Below are 18,735 nucleotides of genomic sequence, written 5' to 3'. Positions count from 1 at the left end.
ATTATACTTATTTTGAATGTTTCGTCTGACTAAAATCATTGTCTTTTTAACCAACCGGACACATCGTTAATCACCTGAATGCGTTCAGGCATGCTTTGTTTTACATAACAATTTGCGGCATCCACCAAATTTCTGGCGCGATCACGAATATCATTATCAGCAATCGAATCCTCAAGGCCTCTTCTAAAACCGCTCCAATCCCAGCCACAGATAAATTCAGGCATCAGCTTGAATCGACTCGATAGGTTGTTTAGGGCGATGATGGCGTTTTCATCGTCCTTGTTTTGCATGTAATAAATAGATGCCAGCGTATCTTTGATTTGTTTGTAACCATCCGTCAATAAGCCGCTGGAATTGATTTCTTCCATTAAATCATTGAAGGAATCGAGGTCAATATTAGCGGTGACATAGGTTTCAAGTAAATCCAGATCAATCTCCGCTATTACTTCACGGGTAGCTGCCGTTTGTTTGGGCGCATTCTTTAGAATAGTGCGTCCTCTTTCTAACTCCGCCGTTGCCGTTTCAAGGTCGTCAAAATATAACCACGCTAATGCACCAGATTCACGGTGTCTCGATGCCACATAAGCAGCGCTGAAATCCTGTTTTCCTACGTAATCAGTTGCTTCCTGAAAGCATTGATAAGAGGATAAGGAGCTCGCTTTATCACCAGCATGATGAGTAATTGCGGTTAAAAACCAATAGACGCTGTTGATATAACCTTCATCACCCGTACATTGTAATTTGCGCGAATGTTCGATGGTTTTTTCTACGTTCTTTTGTTTGTAGAAACATTCTACCGCTAAATCTTCAAGATTCGCTTTAATACGTCTTTCCGATTTTCTCCACTGGAGTTGTTGACCAATGGTGTCGATGGATTTTTCAATTTTTTCGCAATCCAGCTCTGAATCGAGAATGGTATTATAGGCTTCCATTAATTGAACGACTTCTTCGCGCCTTTCTCCAGGTGCACTAGGAATATCTTTAGCTGCACAACTCACCGCAGGTTCTTTGCTGCATTGAAAAGCGGGTCGTCCAGGACCAGTATTGTTTTGTTGGTTTGCGGCTCTTTCTCGATCTCGACGTAATTTCTCTAATGCATCTGGTTGCATCAAAGACTGCATGAATTCCATTGGCGTTTGCGACCCAGCGGAGCGGTTGAAATCAAAGGTTAATTCAGGGTTTTCCTGTTGTAACGTAGTCATAATTTCAACCATTTGCTGTTTGGCTAGCCATTCTGTGAACGCAAACTTTTCCGGATTGCTGTCAGCAGGTAATACTTCTGGTTTGTTAAGCTGCTTCCAGAATAATGTGCCACCAATGATAAGGGCGAAAAGTGGAGCAAATGTCAGAAAAATGAATTTCGCTCTGGTGTGATCGCGCTTTTTTTCGATGCGGCTTTCTAGTGCTTCACCACGCTGTGATGTACGTTTATCGGTACTTTTTATGCTTTCTTGATAATACGTTTTTGCTTCTTCGGTATGCTCTGTGTGACGCATCAGCTCTGCTATGTTAAATAACAGCTCTGGGTTTTCCGGATCATTTTTTAATTTATTTTGTGCGTAGCTCAGCAGGTCTTCTAAAGAAGTATCTTCGGCTAATCCCCAGCTCTTTTTTAATTGTGAAAAATGACGCTGTTTCATCTTAGCCATCTCCCAGGTAAGAGGGTAGGTATTGGCAACCACCTCTATAACGTTTGTCACAAATATTCGCAGGTGCTTCGCTGTTGACAGGTTGCCAGCCTGATTTCACACTTTTACCTTTGAGGAACTCTCTTGCTTCTCTAAAAGCTTCGAAGCCACTCCCTGATATATTGCCGTCTTCACTGCTGTCGTAAACAAAGAAATAGGCAAACTGTTTTTGTCCGTCGATGTTATTCATCGTCTCTCTGAGTTCTGAGCTACGTTTTTGTAATTGATTAAATCTGGGCCAGTCTTGTGTGTCTCTGGCGTAAAACGAGATGCCATTTTCGTCGTCTATTTTCCCTAATAATCCATGAAAATCCAATGAGAATAGTCGTTTGCTACCCGCAGCTCCGCTGGTGGCTTGTAAGGTTGCATTGGAAAAAATGGTATCAGTATCTAAAGCGAGAATACGGTCGTCTTTGGCGATAAAGAATACTGGACTAAGCTGAGTGTTGTGCTCTAAAGGAATCTCTAATTGAAAGGTTTTGTTGTTATCGTGTATGAGGTTGATCACCGCGAATATAATCAGAATACCCACTGAATTGGATACGATATCTGTAAGTGAATCTAGGCTGATCAGGTTTCGCATGTTTCAAAGACTTTTATAAGGTTAGTTAGTGTTCTTGTTAAGGTTAAGAGTCCAGTTCGCATCCAGAGGTTCCAAACCAATACTGATTGATGCCGCATCCTGGGTGAAGCTCATTACATCGCGAATTTTTTGATAGGCTTGGCTACCATTAGGGTAGATGCCAAATAATAAAAACTCTTCGTACAGATAATTTGCTTTTAAAGCGATCTCGTTCAGCGTTCTTATATCTTGCATCGCTTGCAGAATATCGTCTACATCAGGTTCGGTTGCTAATCTCATCACCGGTCCATTGTGGTTTTCCAAACGGAACATGGCATTTTGCCTGCGCTGTAAAATATCGGTTATCGCGACTTGATCAATCCCTTCTACTGCATCTCTTAATTTGTCGAGATACTTAACCGGCGGGACGCTAATGATGCCATCCGGTAAGCTAAATATTTGATAGGCAACTTTATAGCCTTGTTCTAATTGTGCGGTAAGTTCTATTTTTTGTGGCGCACTAAAGCTATTGAGTACATTGATAAATGATAGAACCCCCATCACGCACAGGAATATGCTCAAAAACGGAAATAAACTAACTTCCAGTTTTTCTTCTTTAGGGTAGCGTGCGAGACGTGTAGCGCGAGACATTGCCATAGTTATTTATAGCTTCTCATTAGAGTTTCTCAAATTTTTCACGCTATATATCACTGCTAAGTAGTTACTTGGTTTCATCTTTTTGACTGGCTGAAATTTTAGAGGTAAAGATGGTTTCGTATAAGTCTTCCATGGTTTCCTGCAGCGCTTTAATTTGTGTACTCAGTAGTTTGATTTCTCCGGCAACTTTATTGTTGCTGTCGTTGCTGGCTTCTGCAGTAGAACTTACGGTAGTTGTGGTTCCCGTGCTTACAGCAGTGTCGCCATTAACATCTGCTAGCAAGGGTTTAATGTCGTGATACCAGCGTTCATCAAGTTCAATGAGATACGCTTCTTCCGTTTTTTCCAGTGTTAGCATCAACATCATTAATGGAATGCTCAAGAGCAGTGCCAGTAACGTCGTGTCAAAAGCTGTCGCTAAAGAGCTGGTTACCAAAGGCAAGTTCTCTTTCAGCATTGCAGATACATCTGTCACAGAATTGGTGCTGGTCATGGCATCTGAGAAGTGTGAAATACCGTTACTGATTCCCCAGACTGTGCCGATGAAACCCATGATCGGAATTGCCCACACCATAAAGCGGGAGAGAGAGAAAGATCCCTTCATATACTCCCGTTCTTTAATGGCAAAAGTGTCGTCAACACTCTCGTCGTTGTGATTAAGGAATAACGATAAACGTGTATTCAGTAAGTTGTTGGCTGGGATATTGTTTTGCTCACTGATTTTCAGTGTTTTCAAATGCAGGCTGTGCGCATCATTATCAATGATGGTTTGATCTTCGTTGATACTAGAGATGAATGTGTTTGCAAGTAGCACGCTTTGGTCGTTTTCTTTTTTTAGTTTTGCTTTCTTGAGCCAGAGATGTAGAAAGCTGGCGCAAAAGAACCACAAAATAATCGGAGATATCCAATTGCCAAAGAATATTTTAAATGCACGCGGCATACTTTGTGTATCACCCAAAAACCAGTACAACGCTAGCGCTGGTATCAATACCAGAATAGCGGTGAGTGTCAGTGGTGATTTAAAAGGTTGTTCTACAGGGTATTGATTTAGCGTGTTATTTGAATTTTCTACGGTCACGCGTGGTGCTCCAATTTTATATGATTAAACGACAATTTATCACAGTGTTAGACAGGAACACAGAAGAAGAGTTCTATAATCTTAAGATAAATAAACTATCAAGGTTTAATGATTAAAACTGTGAGTGTTTTTAGATGAAATTATAGTTCCTTCTGGTGATTTAGGCACCCCCCTGCTTACAGGCAGTTTTTTTGGAAACACCTTCATTAAAAAAACGCCTGTAAGTAGGGGGGTGTATTTAAAGAGTGGTTAATTTGACTGCTTGTCCTTAAAATGAGACTTTCAACTACAAGAGGTCATGGGTAGTTGTATCTGCTGTTATAGGTTCTAAGGTTTACATGAAAAATGCATTAAACATACCAATTTGGTTTTTCGAAATATTCACCACAGCCAAATCTTTTAAGGGAAACCCAATAATCGGATCGCCCATTTTGAATCGTTTAGGTCTTCATGTATTTCGCTTGATTTTCTCTCATGTGGTGATGCGTGGCAGAATGCTGTTGTTGTCTCCCATGATTTCTGCAGAAGACAGAAAGTCATATTTTGAAAAGGGTTATATCGTTAAAGAAGACTTTTTAAGTGACGAAGAATTTCAACGTTTAGAAGAAGCTGCAAGATCATTCGATGGAGAAATCAGAGAGGCGCGTCAGGGAAATACCTTAACTCACAGAGCAGTATTGTCTCCCGACGTTTTAGAAAATAGAGCGGTTTTGGCGCAGGTTGTCGATAATCAGAAACTCAACCGTTTGACTCAATTCGCCTCTGGGCATTTAAGAAAACCTTTTTATTATCTGGAAGAGGTAAAAAATCAGTTCTGTTCTGGAAATGAAGATCCACAGAAGACCTTTCATAACGATACCTTTCACCCTTCCATGAAATGCTGGTTGTTCATTGATGATGTGACGCCTGAGACAGGGCCTTTCACGTTTGTTCCTGAGTCCCATAAATTAAGCTGGAAACGAATTAAGTGGCAATACCAAATGAGTTTGGTCGCCAGTAACGATAAGAATGGCTATCACGCCAAGGGTTCCACGAGATATTTAGAAGAAGATTTAAAGGAGCTCGGCTTGCCCGAACCGAAGCCATTTACGGTAAAAAAGAACACGCTGGTTATCGTCAATGTGTTTGGTATTCATCGCCGTGGAAACAGCGAAAAAAGTACGCGTTTAGCACTTTGGGGAGATAGTCGAACCAACCCATTTATTCCTTTTCCCGGTATCGGTGGTAAATTTGCGAATCAAATACAATATTACTTCTTGGGTTTGTATCGGAAAAAAATGGATGATGCCGCTGCAGCGCGCGGTCACAGGTCTCCTTGGCACATAATCGAAACAGATGAAAAATAACATTTAAACTATCGGTTTTCGCTCCATTTATTGCTATTCTTACGTGCTTTAAAGTTTCTTAACCTCAGGAAGTAACGTGAGCGACAATTCAAACGACACAAATAATTCGATCGATTATAAAAAGACACTAAATCTACCGAAAACGAATTTCCCTATGAAGGGTAATCTGGCAAATCGTGAACCTGCGATGTTGAAAGGATGGATTGAGTCAGATCTATATTCGCAGCTTCGTAAACACGCTGAGGGAAGACCTACCTATATTTTGCATGATGGTCCTCCATATGCGAATGGTGATCTGCATATTGGTCACGCCGTCAATAAAATCCTTAAAGACATGATCTTGAAAAGCAAGACCTTGGCTGGCTTCGATGCTCCTTATGTGCCAGGCTGGGATTGTCATGGACTTCCGATTGAAGCTCAGGTTGAGAAAAAGGTTGGCAAAGTTGGTCAAAAGGTCGATGCAACAGAATTTAGAAAGCTGTGCCGTGAATACGCAACCAAGCAGATAGAAGGTCAGAAAGCTGACTTTGTTCGTATGGGAGTTTTAGGTGACTGGGACAAGCCGTATCTGACGATGAATTTCCAGACGGAAGCCGATATCGTTCGCTCATTGGCGATGATCATCGACAAGGGCCATTTAGAAAAAGGGCAGAAGCCGGTTAACTGGTGTCTGGATTGTGGTTCTTCGCTGGCTGAAGCGGAAGTTGAATATGAGGATAAGACCTCTGATTCAATTGATGTTAAATATCAGGCTGTTGATCAAGCCGCTTTCGCAGAAAAGTTTGGTGCTCCAGGCACAACGGATATCAATGTCGTAATCTGGACCACAACGCCATGGACGCTGCCAGCGAGTATGGCGGTTACGTTGAATGCTGATTTTGAATATATTCTTGTTGCTACAGATAAAGGTAATCTTGTATTAGAAGAAACCTTGTATGAAGCTGCTTTAGCCCGCTACGAGCTCGAAAACAAAGGTATTCTGGGTCGATGCAAAGGTGCTGATCTTGAAGGCTTAATTCTCAAGCATCCTTTCTACGACAGAGAACTTCCTGTTATTTTGGGTGAGCATGTTACTGCTGAAGGTGGTACTGGTGCTGTACATACTGCCGCCGCTCATGGTGCGGATGACTATGTGGTTGCTAAAAAATATAACCTTGAAATCATCAATCCATTGGGTAATGACGGTCACTTTCTGGCGGATACCGAGTTAGTTGGTGGTCAATTTGTATACACTGGAAATAAAACGGTTCTTGAGAAGATTGAAGAGAATGGCAGTTTATTGCACAAAGAAAAAATTCGTCATAGTTACCCACATTGTTGGAGACATAAAACCCCTATTATTTTCCGTGCAACGCCACAGTGGTTTATCAGCATGGAGAAACAGAATTTACGTCAAGATGCCTTAAAGGGTATCGATGAAGTAAAATGGATTCCTGATTGGGGTAAAAGCCGAATCTATAAAATGATTGAAGGCCGTCCAGATTGGTGTATATCACGCCAGCGTTTCTGGGGTGTGCCAATTACTTTGTTTGTGCATAAAGATACCCAGGAACTGCATCCGAATACACTTGAGATCATGGAAAAAGTGGCTCTAGGTATGGAGAAAGAAGGCATTGAGTATTGGCATAAAACTTCATCTGAAGAGCTTATCGGCAGTGACGCCAGTGACTACGATAAAACCACTGATACTTTGGATGTTTGGTTTGATTCTGGAACAACTCATTTTTCTGTGCTCGACAGAGATGACCGTTTAAGAAATTCTCCTGCAGATATGTATTTGGAAGGTTCGGATCAGCATCGTGGTTGGTTCCATTCGTCATTATTAACGTCTGTGGCAATGCGTGGCAGACCTCCGTATAAAAATGTTCTGACACATGGCTTTGTGACGGATGCCGAAGGCAAGAAAATGTCTAAGTCGGTAGGTAATGTTATCTACCCTGATAAAGTGATGAAAAACCTTGGGGCAGATATTTTGCGTCTTTGGGTATCATCATCTGATTATTCTCGTGAAATTACAGTATCTGATGAAATCCTGAAACGTTCTGCAGATGCTTATCGCCGTATACGTAATACCGCGAGATATCTTTTGTCTAATACTAATGATTTCAACCCTGCGACAGACACTGTAGCACCTGAGGACATGTTGGCGCTGGATCGCTGGGCAATGGCGAAAGCGCATAAGTCACAGGCAATTATTGTTGATGCTTACGAGAAGATGCAATTCCATTTGGTCTATCAGGAAATTCTTAAGTTCTGTTCGGTTGAAATGGGAAGTCTGTATTTAGATATAACTAAAGATAGACAGTACACCATGCCTGCTAATTCATTGGCACGTCGCTCTGCGCAGACTGCCTCTTATCATATTTTACAAGCTCTGGTTCGCTGGATGTACCCAATCCTCAGTTTTACTTCGGAAGAAATCTGGGATTCGATGTATCAAGATGAAGCTATGCAAGGTAAGAAGCCAGTAGACTATGTTTTGTTAACTCAATGGTACGAAGAACTCTTTGAACTAGGAAGTAACGAAGCATTAACAGAGCAAGAATGGGATAAAGTTTTTGCTGTACGTGTCGCTGTCAGTAAACAACTAGAGCAGCTACGTAAAGATGGCTCGATTGGTTCTTCTTTAAATGCGGAAGTAACAGTGTATGCATCCGGTGATACCTATGCGGCTTTAAGCAAACTAAAAGATGAGTTACGTTTTGTCTTGATAACTTCAGATGCGAAAGTTGAAGAGACTGCACAGCAGCCGGAAAATAGTGTTGCTGCCGAAGGTGACAATATTGATGGTGTATGGCTTTCAGTGAATGCTTCGACGCTTGAAAAGTGTGTTCGTTGTTGGCATCACAGAGCAGATGTTGGTGTAGATCCTGAGCACCCTGAACTTTGTGGACGTTGTGTAGAAAATGTCGCTGGTGACGGTGAGGCTCGTTCATATGCCTAATAAAAAGGCTGCGGACTTAACTGAAGAAAGTTCTATTCTGTCCAATACCTCATTGAAGTGGTTATGGGTTAGTTTTGTTGTTATTTTTATTGACCAGATAACGAAATGGACTGCTGAAAGCAGTCTTGAGCTAGGTGGTGCGAGCTACCCTGTTATACCTCATTTAAACTTCACACTTGCTTATAATTATGGCGCTGCGTTTAGCTTTCTTGGTGATCAGGGTGGCTGGCAGCGCTGGTTTTTTGTTGGGCTAACCATCGTTGTCAGCATTGTTATTCTGGTCTGGCTAAAGAAGTTAAAGGAAGATCAGAAATGGACGGCCATTGGGCTCTCACTTGTTTTGGGTGGGGCTGTTGGGAATAACCTGATTGATCGTGTGTTGCATGGTCGCGTTATCGATTTTATCGATGTCTATGCTGACTGGGAGGTGTTTTTTCTTTCTAAGTGGGCTGATGGTTTTTCTCATTTTGCTACGTTTAACGTCGCTGATATCGCAATAAATATCGGTGCAGTTATTCTTGTTATTGGTAGTTTCTTTTATTCTGAAGAAGAATAATCTTGAGATAAATTAAACCCAGACATAAAGCCTGGTTTTAATTTGTTATGAAAAAAAACGCCCCAAAGTAGGGGGGTGTAAATTAAATGTCTATTGAAATGCTAGAATAACTGTTCTGGCATTTCTACGCCTTCTCTATTCGCCCTTTGTGTTCTATCTATGGGCTGTTGATCATTCATATTGGCTTGAGGCTGTTGTTGCGTCAAAGATGCAGGAGGCTCAATACCTAAGCTGCGTAATCTATCTATTTCTCTTTGACGGGCTTGTTCACGTCTTCTTTGGTTTTCCTGTCTTTGTGCTGCTTCTCTTCTAATGCGTTCCATGTGTCTAGCTCTGGTCACTTCATCTAAGTTTTCCATGTTTTCCAGAACTTGCATTTCTCGTTGCTCGAGCATGTCTTCACGATGAGCAGCCATATAGGCTAAGATTTCTTCTTCAGTTGGAATCTGCTCAGGAGTTAATGCCTCATTGATCGTTTCCATTGTAAATTCATTAGGTGGCATGCCGGTTTCAGCATCCAGTTGAACGTTGATTAGTCCTCTTGGGACTTTCCAGCCAACGTCCTTTTCTCCTTTAAGCGCAGTGCCCATGAAATCTATCCAGATCGGTAATGCAGCGCCTGCAGCAGTCTCTTTTCTACCAAGTGGAGCAATGCGATCAAACCCAACCCAGACAGTGGTTACTTTGGTGGGTGAAAATCCACAGAACCAAGCGTCTTTCTGATCATCGGTTGTGCCTGTTTTGCCTGCTAAGTCTCTTCGCTTGAGTCTATTTGTCCGAGAACCAGTGCCTGATTGCGCTACACTTTGAAGCATGCTGGTAATCTGATAATGCACCGTCGGTTTCATAATTCGTTTCGCAGGATTGATCTTGGAAGAATTAGGGTTGTTTGTAGAACAATCCTCACACGCTGTATATGGGTTTGCTTCGTATATAGTGGTGTTGGTGCGATCCACGATTTTGCGGATGAAGTGACTTTCTACTTTAAAGCCGCCATTAGCAAAACTTGAGTATGCTGTAGCCATTTCTAACGGAGTAGCAGATCCTGTTCCTAACGCCAGTGTTAAGTCTTCTGGTAAGGCTCGTTTCTTAAAGCCAAAACGTTTTGCATATTCAATCGCGTATCCAAGGCCTATTTGTTGTAAAAGTCTGATAGAAACCAGATTCTTTGATTTGGCTAATGCAACACGCAATCGGGTAGGTCCACCAAATTCATGGCCGTAGTTTTGTGGGTCCCACGTGCTGTTTGCTAAATCAAGAGGCTCATCTTCGACAGTCGTAGCTGGGGAATATCCTTTTTCAAGCGCTGCTGCGTATATAAACGGTTTAAAGCTGGAGCCTGGTTGACGTTTTGCCTGGATTGCTCGATTAAATTTACTGTAAGTAAAATCAAAACCGCCTGCTATGGCTTCAATAGCACCATTTTTTGGGTTCATCGCAACAAGTGCACCGGTTACTTTTGGTACTTGAGAAAGATTCCAGATACCTTTGTCATCTTTCATGACTCTAATAACATCGCCTGCAACTATGACAGAATCTACAGCCTTGGGTTTCTTTCCTCTTTTATTTTCATTGATGTATTTTCTTGCCCAGGACATTTGCTTTAGGGTGATTTTTACCGGCTTACTTTCTTTATAAACCTCTAATACAGCTTCTTTCGCGTTACTGCTGATAACAAGAGCAGGATAGAGTTCGGCAAATACTTTATATGTTTTTAGCTTTTCCTGTTTTTCTTTCGTGGTTTTCAAAGACTCCAGTTCTACTTTGTCTTCAGCACCTCTATAACCATGTCGCTTGGTATAACTCAAAAGATTGTTACGAAGTGTTTGAATGGCGTTGTCTTGTTCTGCGCTATCAAGGGTCGTGTAAATCTTTAAGCCCAGCTTATAGATGTTTTCTTCACCATAGCGTCTGATCGCATCCGTTCTTGCCATCTCTGCCATGTAAGGGGCATAGGTTTCATTTTCTACATTATGAATTTCTGCGGTGATTTCTTCTGCTAAAGCGGTTTGATAATCAGTGTCACCAATATAGCCGAGCTCAAGCATACGCTTAAGAATGTAATCTCTTCTGACTTTGGCTCTTTTAGGGTTTCTTACAGGGTTGTATTTTGAGGGGGCTTTGGGTAACCCTGCAATCATCGCACTTTGAGCCAGCGTAAGATCTTCTACTTTTTTACCATAATAAATTTCAGCGGCTGATCCAACGCCATAAGAGCGTTTTCCTAAAAATATTTTATTCAGGTACAGTTCTAAAATTTCTTGTTTGGTAAGCTCATCTTCTATTTTTAAGGCAAGAAGTGCTTCACGTAATTTTCTATCAACCGTTCTTTCATTGGTTAAAAAGAAGTTTCTAGCGACTTGCATGGTAATAGTACTAGCCCCTTGGCTAACGCGACCACTTTTTACGGCAGATACAATCGCTCGGGCAATACCTTTGAAGTCCACGCCTTTATGTTGGTAGAAGCGAGAGTCTTCAATTGAAATAAAAGCGTTTTTTAAATTATCTGGAACCTGGTTATATTTAACCGGACGTCTACGGTGCTCTCCAAACTCAGCGATAAGTTGATCATCACTACTGTATACCCTTAACGGTAGGTTGAGCTGGGTGTTTTTTAATTCACTTACTGATGGTATTTGCGATGAATAATAAAAGTAGATCGCAGTGATACCTACAATTCCTAATATGCTGACAAAGAAAATAGGAGCAATGATGTAACGAATGAGTATTTTAAATAGAGGCATTTGAATTGATAAAATTTGTTTTTCTAGGTGTTTGTTATATATTAATTTTTAATATGCTTGATAGGTATTACTAAGCAGTAGTTCCTTATAATTAAAAATTATAACATTCTACCGTCCGTCCAAAGTATGTGCCATAGAGGGGTAAGAGGGTAGACTATTTTATTAATCGACGCTAGTATTGTCACAGAACTAATAAGAAATACCCCTCAAGGGTTTCTATAAATAATAACAATAAAAGGATCTAATCTGTGTTTTCCTTCTCAAAGAAAAGCGGCAATCTCTTAGGCATTGATATAAGTTCATCAGCTGTAAAGCTGTTAGAACTCTCTCGAAAAGGGTCTGATTATCGTGTGGATAGTTACGCTGTATCGGGCTTACCTGATGGTGTAACAAGTGAAAGAGATATCAACGAAGCCGAGAAAGTAGGCGAAGCTATCAAGCAAGCTGTGAAAAACAGCCGTACCAAAAGCAGACGATGTGCTTTAGGTATTCCTTCTTCGATGGCTATCAATAAAATCATCACTATCCCAGCATCCATTCCAGCGGGTGAATTAGAAGCTCAAATTTCCTTAGAAGCCGAACAGTACATTCCTTATCCCATGGATGAGGTTAATTTCGATTTTGAAGTTCTGGGTCCATCTGAAACTTCATCAGAAATGATGGATGTTTTGATTGCCGGAACACGAACAGAAAATGTTGAAGTTAGGCTGGCAGCTGCCGAAATGGCAGGTCTGCATGTAGAAATAGTCGACCTTGAATCCAACGCAGTTGAGTTATTGTTTAAAACAATGATCAACGAGCTAGATAAGCATGATGTTGTCGCAGCAGTTGACTTCGGTGCATCTATGACGGGTATCAATGTATTTGAACAAGGTAAGGTTGTTTTCTCTAGAGAGCAAGTTTTCGGTGGTAGACAACTTACAGAAGAAATATCTCAACGATATGGTCTTTCTTACGCTGAATCTGGTCTAGCCAAGAAAAACGGAAATTTACCTGAAGGCTATGTTTCTGAAGTACTTGATCCATTCAGAGAAAATATGGTGAGACAGGTACAACGATTCCTTCAGTTCTATTACGCCTCTACTCAAAACGAGAAAGTAGACAAAGTTCTTTTATCAGGAGGCTGTGCAAGTATTCCTGGTATCGATGAGCAAATTCAAGAGCTAATAGGAATACCTACTGCTTTAGCAAATCCATTTGCAAATGTCGTGTTGCATTCAAAAGTAAATCCAGCACGTTTCACCAGTGACATTCCTGCGATGTTAGTTCCTGCGGGATTAGCTTTAAGGGGGTTTGAATAATGGCTGGAATAAATTTATTACCATGGCGTGAGGCTGCGAGGAAGAAAAGCCAGCAGCAATTCGTTATGTCCATCGTGGGCGCGGTTGCTGTCGGTGTACTTGCAGTCGGTGCTGGATATACCTATATGGAAGGTAGAATTTCTTATCAAGAAAGTAGAAATGCTTATATACAGGCAGAAATTAAAAGACTTGATAAGACTTTAGAGGAAATCAAAACCCTGGATGCGAATAAAAAAGCATTGTTAGATCGTATTGCTGTCATTGAAAAATTACAGTCAACACGACCTGGTATTGTGCATCTGTTCGACGAAATGGTTAATGCTTTACCTAAAGGGCTCTACTTAACTCATCTCGTTCAAGAAGAAAACAAAATCAAACTAGAGGGTAAAGCGGAGTCTAGTGCTCGAGTATCTAGTTATATGAATAGATTGAATGCTTCACCTTGGTTGAGTTCTTCAGATTTGAATACGATTAAGGTCGATCCTAAAGATGATAAGAGTCGTTTAAGATCTTTCAAGCTAAATGTAAATCAATTACTCACGCAGGCTGGGGATAAGGAGAGCGAAAATGGCAATTGATACTCAAGAAATTAATAATCTATTAAGCGATCCGGCTAACGTTTCATTGCCGATAAAGATTGGTGCGGTTGTTATCGTATTTAGTTTGGCTTTATTCATCGGTTATAAATTAGTTATTGTTGATCAGCTGGCCACTCTTAAAACAGTGCAGTCTCAAGAGCAAGATAAGCGTAAAGTTTATGAAAAGAAGCAGGCTCGCGCTAATCAATTGCCAGCATATAAGGCACAATTAGAAGAGATGCAGATTTCATTTGGAGCACTAAAAGATCAGTTGCCAAGTGATACTGAAATCCCAGGTTTAATACTCGATATCTCTGAAAAAGGCTTAAGTAATGGTTTAGAAATTGAACTGTTTAAACCTGAAGATGAAATACATAAAGAGTTTTTTGCTGAAAAGCCGATAAAAATCGAAGCAAAAGGTACTTACGCAGAATTAGCTGGTTTTGTGAGCGATCTTTCAGCCTTACCTAGAATTGTTACGATTAATAATATCCAATTGCAACAAGCTGAAGAAAAGAAAGAAAAAGACGCCGCAAAAAAGAATAAGAATAAACCGACAATTTCACGCCTTTCTCTGAAAGCGACGATTAAAACGTATCGTTACTTAAGTGAAGAAGAAGTGGAAGGGACTGAGGGCTAGGATAATGATTAATAAGCTAAATAAATCAAAGAATTATCATTTCAAAAAGACAGCGATAATCTTACCTTTGTGTGTATCTTCTCTTATGCTAACTGGGTGTAATGTCAGTAAAGCTGATTTGGATACGTACTTTGCAGAGCAGCGTAGTAAGCCGGCTGCACCAATTGTACCGATCCCAGAGGTTAAGCCTTATCTAAGGTATATCTACCCAGAACATGAAAAAGATCCCTTTGATGCTGCGATGCTAGCGCCAAATACAGTAAGGGAAGAAATTATTGATAATGGTATTAATATTGATACTACTCGCGTACCAGAATTCCTGGAAGGTTTTCCACTGGATAGTTTGAGAATGGTTGGCACAGTAAAAAAAGATAATACCTTATGGGCTTTAGTGAAAATTCCTGAAGGAGCAGTGCAAACTGTTAAAGCGGGAAATTATCTTGGCCAAAATTATGGAAAAATCATGAATATTTCAGAAGTGAAAATGGACATGGTTGAGACCGTATCGAACGGTTTAGGCGGTTATAAGGAAAGAGATATATCCATTGCTCTTAATCAAGAATAACTTGATGATCAATTGGAACTGAAAAATAAAAATAAAATTAAACGAGTGGGTTATTTAACATGAAAATTATTACACGTACCTTATTGGGCTTGAGCTTGCCGGCACTGTTACTTGCAACTGGTAGTAGTTACGCTACAGCTCGTTTGCAAAGTGTGGATTCTGCAATTCAATCATCTGGTAAATCGAGTTTACGTCTGCATTTTGACAGTAAAGTAGGAATACCAAAAAGCTTTTTAATGAAGCAGCCAGCAGGCATAGTTTTAGACTTTGAGAATGCTGAAAGAGGAATGGGTAAGAGAAGCCATCAAGTTAACTCGAAGTCTGTGAAAGGAGTCAAGCTGGCTGGAGCGGGCGATAAGTTAAGAGTTATGGTTTCTTTAAACAAACTCACAAAATACACCACTAGTTTACAAGGTAATGATGTTGTTCTGACGTTCGATGATCAACAGGCAGCCCCGAATAATGCACAAGCTCAAGCCAAAGCGCGTCAGGTCGCTGCTCAAAAGAGAGCGGCAGAGCAAAAACGAGCAGCTGTTCAAAGAAACCAGGCAAGAAAAGCAGCAGAAGCTAAAAGACTCGCTGCATACAAGCCGGCGGATCTAAATAAAAGACCAGGTCCGGTTGTGAAAGCTAAGAGCGTGAAACAACAAGCTGTTGCAAGTAACTATGTTGCGCGTCCTAAAACGACTCAGGCAAAATACAAGCCAACACAGCGTGCAGTAACACATAGATCTCCTCAACATAGAGCTAATCATGTATTAGGTCAGATAGATTTTCATAGAACAGAAAATGCAGGTGGACGTGCGCTAATTAAGCTTCCAAGTGCAGCTACCGTTGTAGAATCTCGTAAGTTTGGTAATACCGTTGTTTTAACGATTAAAAATACTGCAGCGAAGCAAGCGAAGAAGCGAATCGATGTTTTGGATTTTGCAACACCTGCGTCTTATATAGATATAATCAGAAGTGGTCGAGATGTCCAAGTCAAGATAATGGCGAATTCAGCATTTGAATTTGATACATCAAAAAATGGCGCAAACTACATTGTTAATCTGAAGAAAGTTAAGCCTAAAGCTAAAACTAACCCATTAGTGCAAAAGAAGAAGCACTATAAAGGGAAAAAGCTTTCATTAAACTTCCAGGATATTGAAGTACGTTCTGTTCTGCAGTTATTAGCTGACTTTACGGATAAGAATATCGTTGTTAGTGATAGCGTAAAAGGTAATATCACACTTAGACTGAAAGATGTTCCATGGGACCAGGCGTTAGATATCGTGTTGGAGTCTAAGGGCTTGGCAATGCGAAGTAATGGAAATGTGATCTGGGTTGCACAAGCAACTGAGTTAGAAGCTAAAGAGCAACGTGAATTACAGGCGCATAAACGCAAACAGGCACTTGAGCCATTAATTACAGAATACATTCCTGTGAATTATGCAAAAGCTGCAGATATGCTTGCTATGATTCAAAGTGATACTGGTACAGAGCACTCAGCGATTTCAGCTCGAGGTTATGCATCTGGTGACGAAAGAACCAATACTATTATTGTAAGAGAAACAGCGTCTCGTGTTGCTGATATTAAGAATCTTATAAAGAGTTTAGACGTACCAGTGCAACAAGTTTCAGTTGAATCAAGAATAGTGATTGCTACTGATGAGTTCAGTAAAGAATTAGGAGCAAGATTCGGTGCTACAGCATTCGGTAAAAACCTAAGTACATCAGGTAGTTCAGAAAGTACAAGTTCGATGGTTAACGACCTTGTAGGAGGGGGCTCATCAGTAGCTGTTCCTGGTCTGAGCGATAGATTGAATGTGAATATGCCAGTTACAGCAGCAGCAGGACAAATTGCATTTTCATTGCTAAGCGGAGATTACTTGTTAGATCTAGAGTTATCAGCGCTTCAGGCTGAAAATAAAGGTGAAGTAATATCAACTCCACGTGTTGTTACCGCCGATAAGAAGAAGGCATTAATCGAACAAGGTGTTGAAATTCCATATACCGAGGCAAGTTCGAGTGGTGCGGCTACGGTTGCATTTAAGAAGGCAGTACTAAGTTTGGAAGTGACACCGCAAATCACTCCTGATGAACATGTCATTATGGACCTAAAGGTAAACCAGGATACAGTCGGCGAAATATACGCAGATGTTCCTAGTATCAATACTAGAGAGATAAACACTCAGGTACTTGTAGGAAATGGTCAAACTGTCGTATTAGGTGGTGTTCATGAAGAGGTGAAGTCATCGAAAGTTGATAAAGTACCAGTGCTAGGTGATGTGCCAGTGTTAGGTCGTCTATTCAGAACCGATACTGATAATGATGAAAAACGTGAGTTGCTTATCTTTGTTACACCAAAAATCATGAAGTAATTGATTGTTTTTTAAATCATTAAATAAAATTAAAACGCCTGGTTAACCAGGCGTTTTTTTTGGGTGCAGAAAAGAGTTATCACTTGATTCCTGTTTAAGCAACTGGCATAAAACATTCCATGGATAAAAATATAATTTTAGTAGGGTTAATGGGAGCAGGGAAGTCGACCATAGGTAGGTATTTAGCGAAACAGTTAAATAAAGAATTTCTTGATACAGATAGAGTAATAGAAGAAAGAACGGGCGTAGACATAGCGACCATTTTCGAGATTGAAGGAGAACAAGGGTTTAGAGATAGGGAAGAGCAAATAATAAAAGAATTATGCCAGCTTGAGAATATAGTTTTGGCTACGGGCGGTGGAAGCATATTGCGAGAAGAAAACCGGAAAAATATGAAAGAGCACGGTCATGTTGTTTATCTTTGTACAACGGCAGAGCTTTTATATTCGAGAATTCGTTTCGATAAATCTCGTCCTTTAATGCAGACCAAAAGTCCCCTTACTACTTTAAGAAACTTATTAAATGATCGAGAGCCTTTCTATAAAGAAGTTGCAGATACCGTTATAATGACTGGAAAGCAAAAAGCAGCTGTAATAGTAAAACGTGTTGAGCAAGCGATAGAGAGTCATATCAGAAAATGAAAACATTAAATGTTGATCTTGGAGATCGTAGTTATCCCATTTTTATTGGATCAGGTTTATTAAACAAACCAGAATTAATCACGCCCTATATAAAAGGGCAGTCTATCGCCATAGTTTCTAATACAACGGTAGCTCCGTTGTATCTGGATAAAATCCACAATATGACAGAAGGCTTTTCAAAAACAGATATTACTCTTCCTGATGGAGAAAAATATAAAACAACGGAAACTCTTGGGCAAATTCATACGGAAATGCTGCAGACACGTTGTGATCGTAAAACCACATTAGTGGCCCTAGGTGGGGGGGTGGTAGGAGATATTTCTGGTTTTGCCGCCGCAACCTATCAGCGTGGAATTAACTTCATTCAAGTTCCTACTACCTTATTATCGATGGTCGACTCATCTGTAGGTGGTAAAACAGGGGTGAATCATCCTCTGGGTAAGAACATGATTGGCGCTTTTCATCAGCCCCAATGCGTCATCATAGATACAGATACCTTAAATACCTTGGACGATAGAGAGCTAAGTGCCGGGATTGCAGAAATTATTAAATATGGCTACATCAACGATTTAGACTTTATTGATTGGCTAGATCAAAATATGGAAAAGCTCTTAAGTCGAGATCAGGAGGCATTAGCTTATGCCATTTTTAAATCCTGTGAACACAAAGCAAAAATCGTAGCTGCAGATGAAAAAGAAACAGGTCAAAGAGCGCTACTGAATCTCGGGCATACTTTTGGTCATGCCATTGAAACAGGTATGGGTTATGGTAATTGGCTTCATGGTGAGGCAATTTCAGCAGGTATGGTAATGGCAGCTGAACTCTCAAAAGAACATGGGTGGCTTTCAGAAAGCGATATTACAAGCATGAAAACTCTGCTTAAAAAAGCAAATTTGCCTATAGCCCCTCCTATGGAGATATCACCTGAGCGTTTCAGTGAGCTAATGTCAATTGATAAAAAAGTACAAGATGGTGTATTGCACTTAGTCTTAATGAAATCTCTAGGTGAAAGTATTATATCCAGTGATTTTGATAAGCAGGCTTTGTTACGCGTGCTTGGCGCATCGACCTAAAA

At 40.5% G+C, this 18,735-nt stretch carries 15 protein-coding genes; 10 read left to right on the top strand and 5 right to left on the bottom strand.

From position 1 onward, the window contains the following. Positions 1–35: 35 nt before the first annotated feature. The 4 genes from OO007_RS09570 to OO007_RS09555 form a co-directional block, all read right to left on the bottom strand. A complete protein-coding gene (locus tag OO007_RS09570) occupies positions 36–1,640 on the bottom strand; it encodes a hypothetical protein (RefSeq protein ID WP_325808624.1) in 1,605 nt (534 codons plus the stop codon). A 1-nt stretch (position 1,641) separates the two neighbouring features. Then, positions 1,642–2,271, bottom strand: a complete 630-nt coding sequence (locus OO007_RS09565) for a hypothetical protein (RefSeq protein ID WP_131907402.1) — start codon at positions 2,269–2,271, stop codon at positions 1,642–1,644. A 21-nt stretch (positions 2,272–2,292) separates the two neighbouring features. Then, positions 2,293–2,901: a hypothetical protein gene (locus tag OO007_RS09560; protein ID WP_165874752.1), complete on the bottom strand. Its 609-nt coding sequence runs from the start codon at positions 2,899–2,901 to the stop codon at positions 2,293–2,295. Between the two features lie 70 nt (positions 2,902–2,971). After that, the gene (locus tag OO007_RS09555) at positions 2,972–3,985 is read right to left on the bottom strand and encodes a MotA/TolQ/ExbB proton channel family protein (protein WP_325808623.1); all 1,014 of its coding nucleotides are present in this window, start codon (positions 3,983–3,985) and stop codon (positions 2,972–2,974) included. A gap of 338 nt (positions 3,986–4,323) precedes the next feature. Here OO007_RS09555 and OO007_RS09550 point away from each other — a divergent pair, with 338 nt between their 5' ends. The 3 genes from OO007_RS09550 to lspA all read left to right on the top strand — a co-directional run bounded on the left by OO007_RS09550 (position 4,324) and on the right by lspA (position 8,831). Next, a complete protein-coding gene (locus OO007_RS09550; RefSeq protein ID WP_325808622.1) occupies positions 4,324–5,331 on the top strand; it encodes a phytanoyl-CoA dioxygenase family protein in 1,008 nt (335 codons plus the stop codon). 154 nt (positions 5,332–5,485) lie between these two features. Beyond that, positions 5,486–8,275: an isoleucine--tRNA ligase gene (ileS, locus tag OO007_RS09545; RefSeq protein ID WP_325808927.1), complete on the top strand. Its 2,790-nt coding sequence runs from the start codon at positions 5,486–5,488 to the stop codon at positions 8,273–8,275. After that, positions 8,268–8,831 carry a signal peptidase II gene (lspA, locus tag OO007_RS09540; RefSeq protein WP_131907397.1) on the top strand — a complete coding sequence of 188 codons (564 nt, stop codon included), beginning with the start codon at positions 8,268–8,270 and terminating at the stop codon, positions 8,829–8,831. Before ileS ends, lspA begins: the two co-directional genes overlap by 8 nt. 101 nt (positions 8,832–8,932) lie before the next feature. Here the strand turns inward: lspA and OO007_RS09535 are convergent, their stop codons facing one another. Further along, complete coding sequence (locus OO007_RS09535; RefSeq protein WP_325808621.1) at positions 8,933–11,575, bottom strand: penicillin-binding protein 1A; 2,643 nt, start codon at positions 11,573–11,575, stop codon at positions 8,933–8,935. A 248-nt stretch (positions 11,576–11,823) separates the two neighbouring features. Between OO007_RS09535 and OO007_RS09530 the strand changes: the two genes are divergently transcribed. From OO007_RS09530 to aroB, 7 genes are all read left to right on the top strand, one after another. Continuing rightward, on the top strand, positions 11,824–12,876 hold the full coding sequence (locus tag OO007_RS09530) for a pilus assembly protein PilM (protein ID WP_131907395.1): 1,053 nt from the start codon (positions 11,824–11,826) through the stop codon (positions 12,874–12,876). Beyond that, complete coding sequence (locus OO007_RS09525) at positions 12,876–13,454, top strand: PilN domain-containing protein (protein WP_131907394.1); 579 nt, start codon at positions 12,876–12,878, stop codon at positions 13,452–13,454. The genes OO007_RS09530 and OO007_RS09525 overlap by 1 nt, the downstream gene beginning before the upstream one ends. Beyond that, positions 13,444–14,094: a type 4a pilus biogenesis protein PilO gene (locus OO007_RS09520; protein WP_243651714.1), complete on the top strand. Its 651-nt coding sequence runs from the start codon at positions 13,444–13,446 to the stop codon at positions 14,092–14,094. The genes OO007_RS09525 and OO007_RS09520 overlap by 11 nt, the downstream gene beginning before the upstream one ends. Positions 14,095–14,179: 85 nt before the next feature. Continuing rightward, positions 14,180–14,659, top strand: a complete 480-nt coding sequence (locus OO007_RS09515; protein WP_325808620.1) for a pilus assembly protein PilP — start codon at positions 14,180–14,182, stop codon at positions 14,657–14,659. Between the two features lie 59 nt (positions 14,660–14,718). Then, positions 14,719–17,019, top strand: coding sequence for a type IV pilus secretin PilQ family protein (gene pilQ, locus OO007_RS09510; RefSeq protein WP_131907392.1), 2,301 nt, complete (start codon positions 14,719–14,721; stop codon positions 17,017–17,019). Between the two features lie 119 nt (positions 17,020–17,138). After that, positions 17,139–17,660: a shikimate kinase AroK gene (aroK, locus tag OO007_RS09505; protein WP_131907391.1), complete on the top strand. Its 522-nt coding sequence runs from the start codon at positions 17,139–17,141 to the stop codon at positions 17,658–17,660. Further along, positions 17,657–18,733, top strand: a complete 1,077-nt coding sequence (aroB, locus tag OO007_RS09500; RefSeq protein WP_325808619.1) for a 3-dehydroquinate synthase — start codon at positions 17,657–17,659, stop codon at positions 18,731–18,733. Before aroK ends, aroB begins: the two co-directional genes overlap by 4 nt. Positions 18,734–18,735 lie beyond the last annotated feature (2 nt).

The sequence above is a fragment of the Cocleimonas sp. KMM 6892 genome, assembly GCF_035798195.1.
Taxonomy (GTDB): Bacteria; Pseudomonadota; Gammaproteobacteria; order Thiotrichales; family Thiotrichaceae; genus Cocleimonas; species Cocleimonas flava.
Note: the sequence above shows the minus strand (reverse complement) of the source record. Positions and strands in the feature narration are given on the sequence as shown.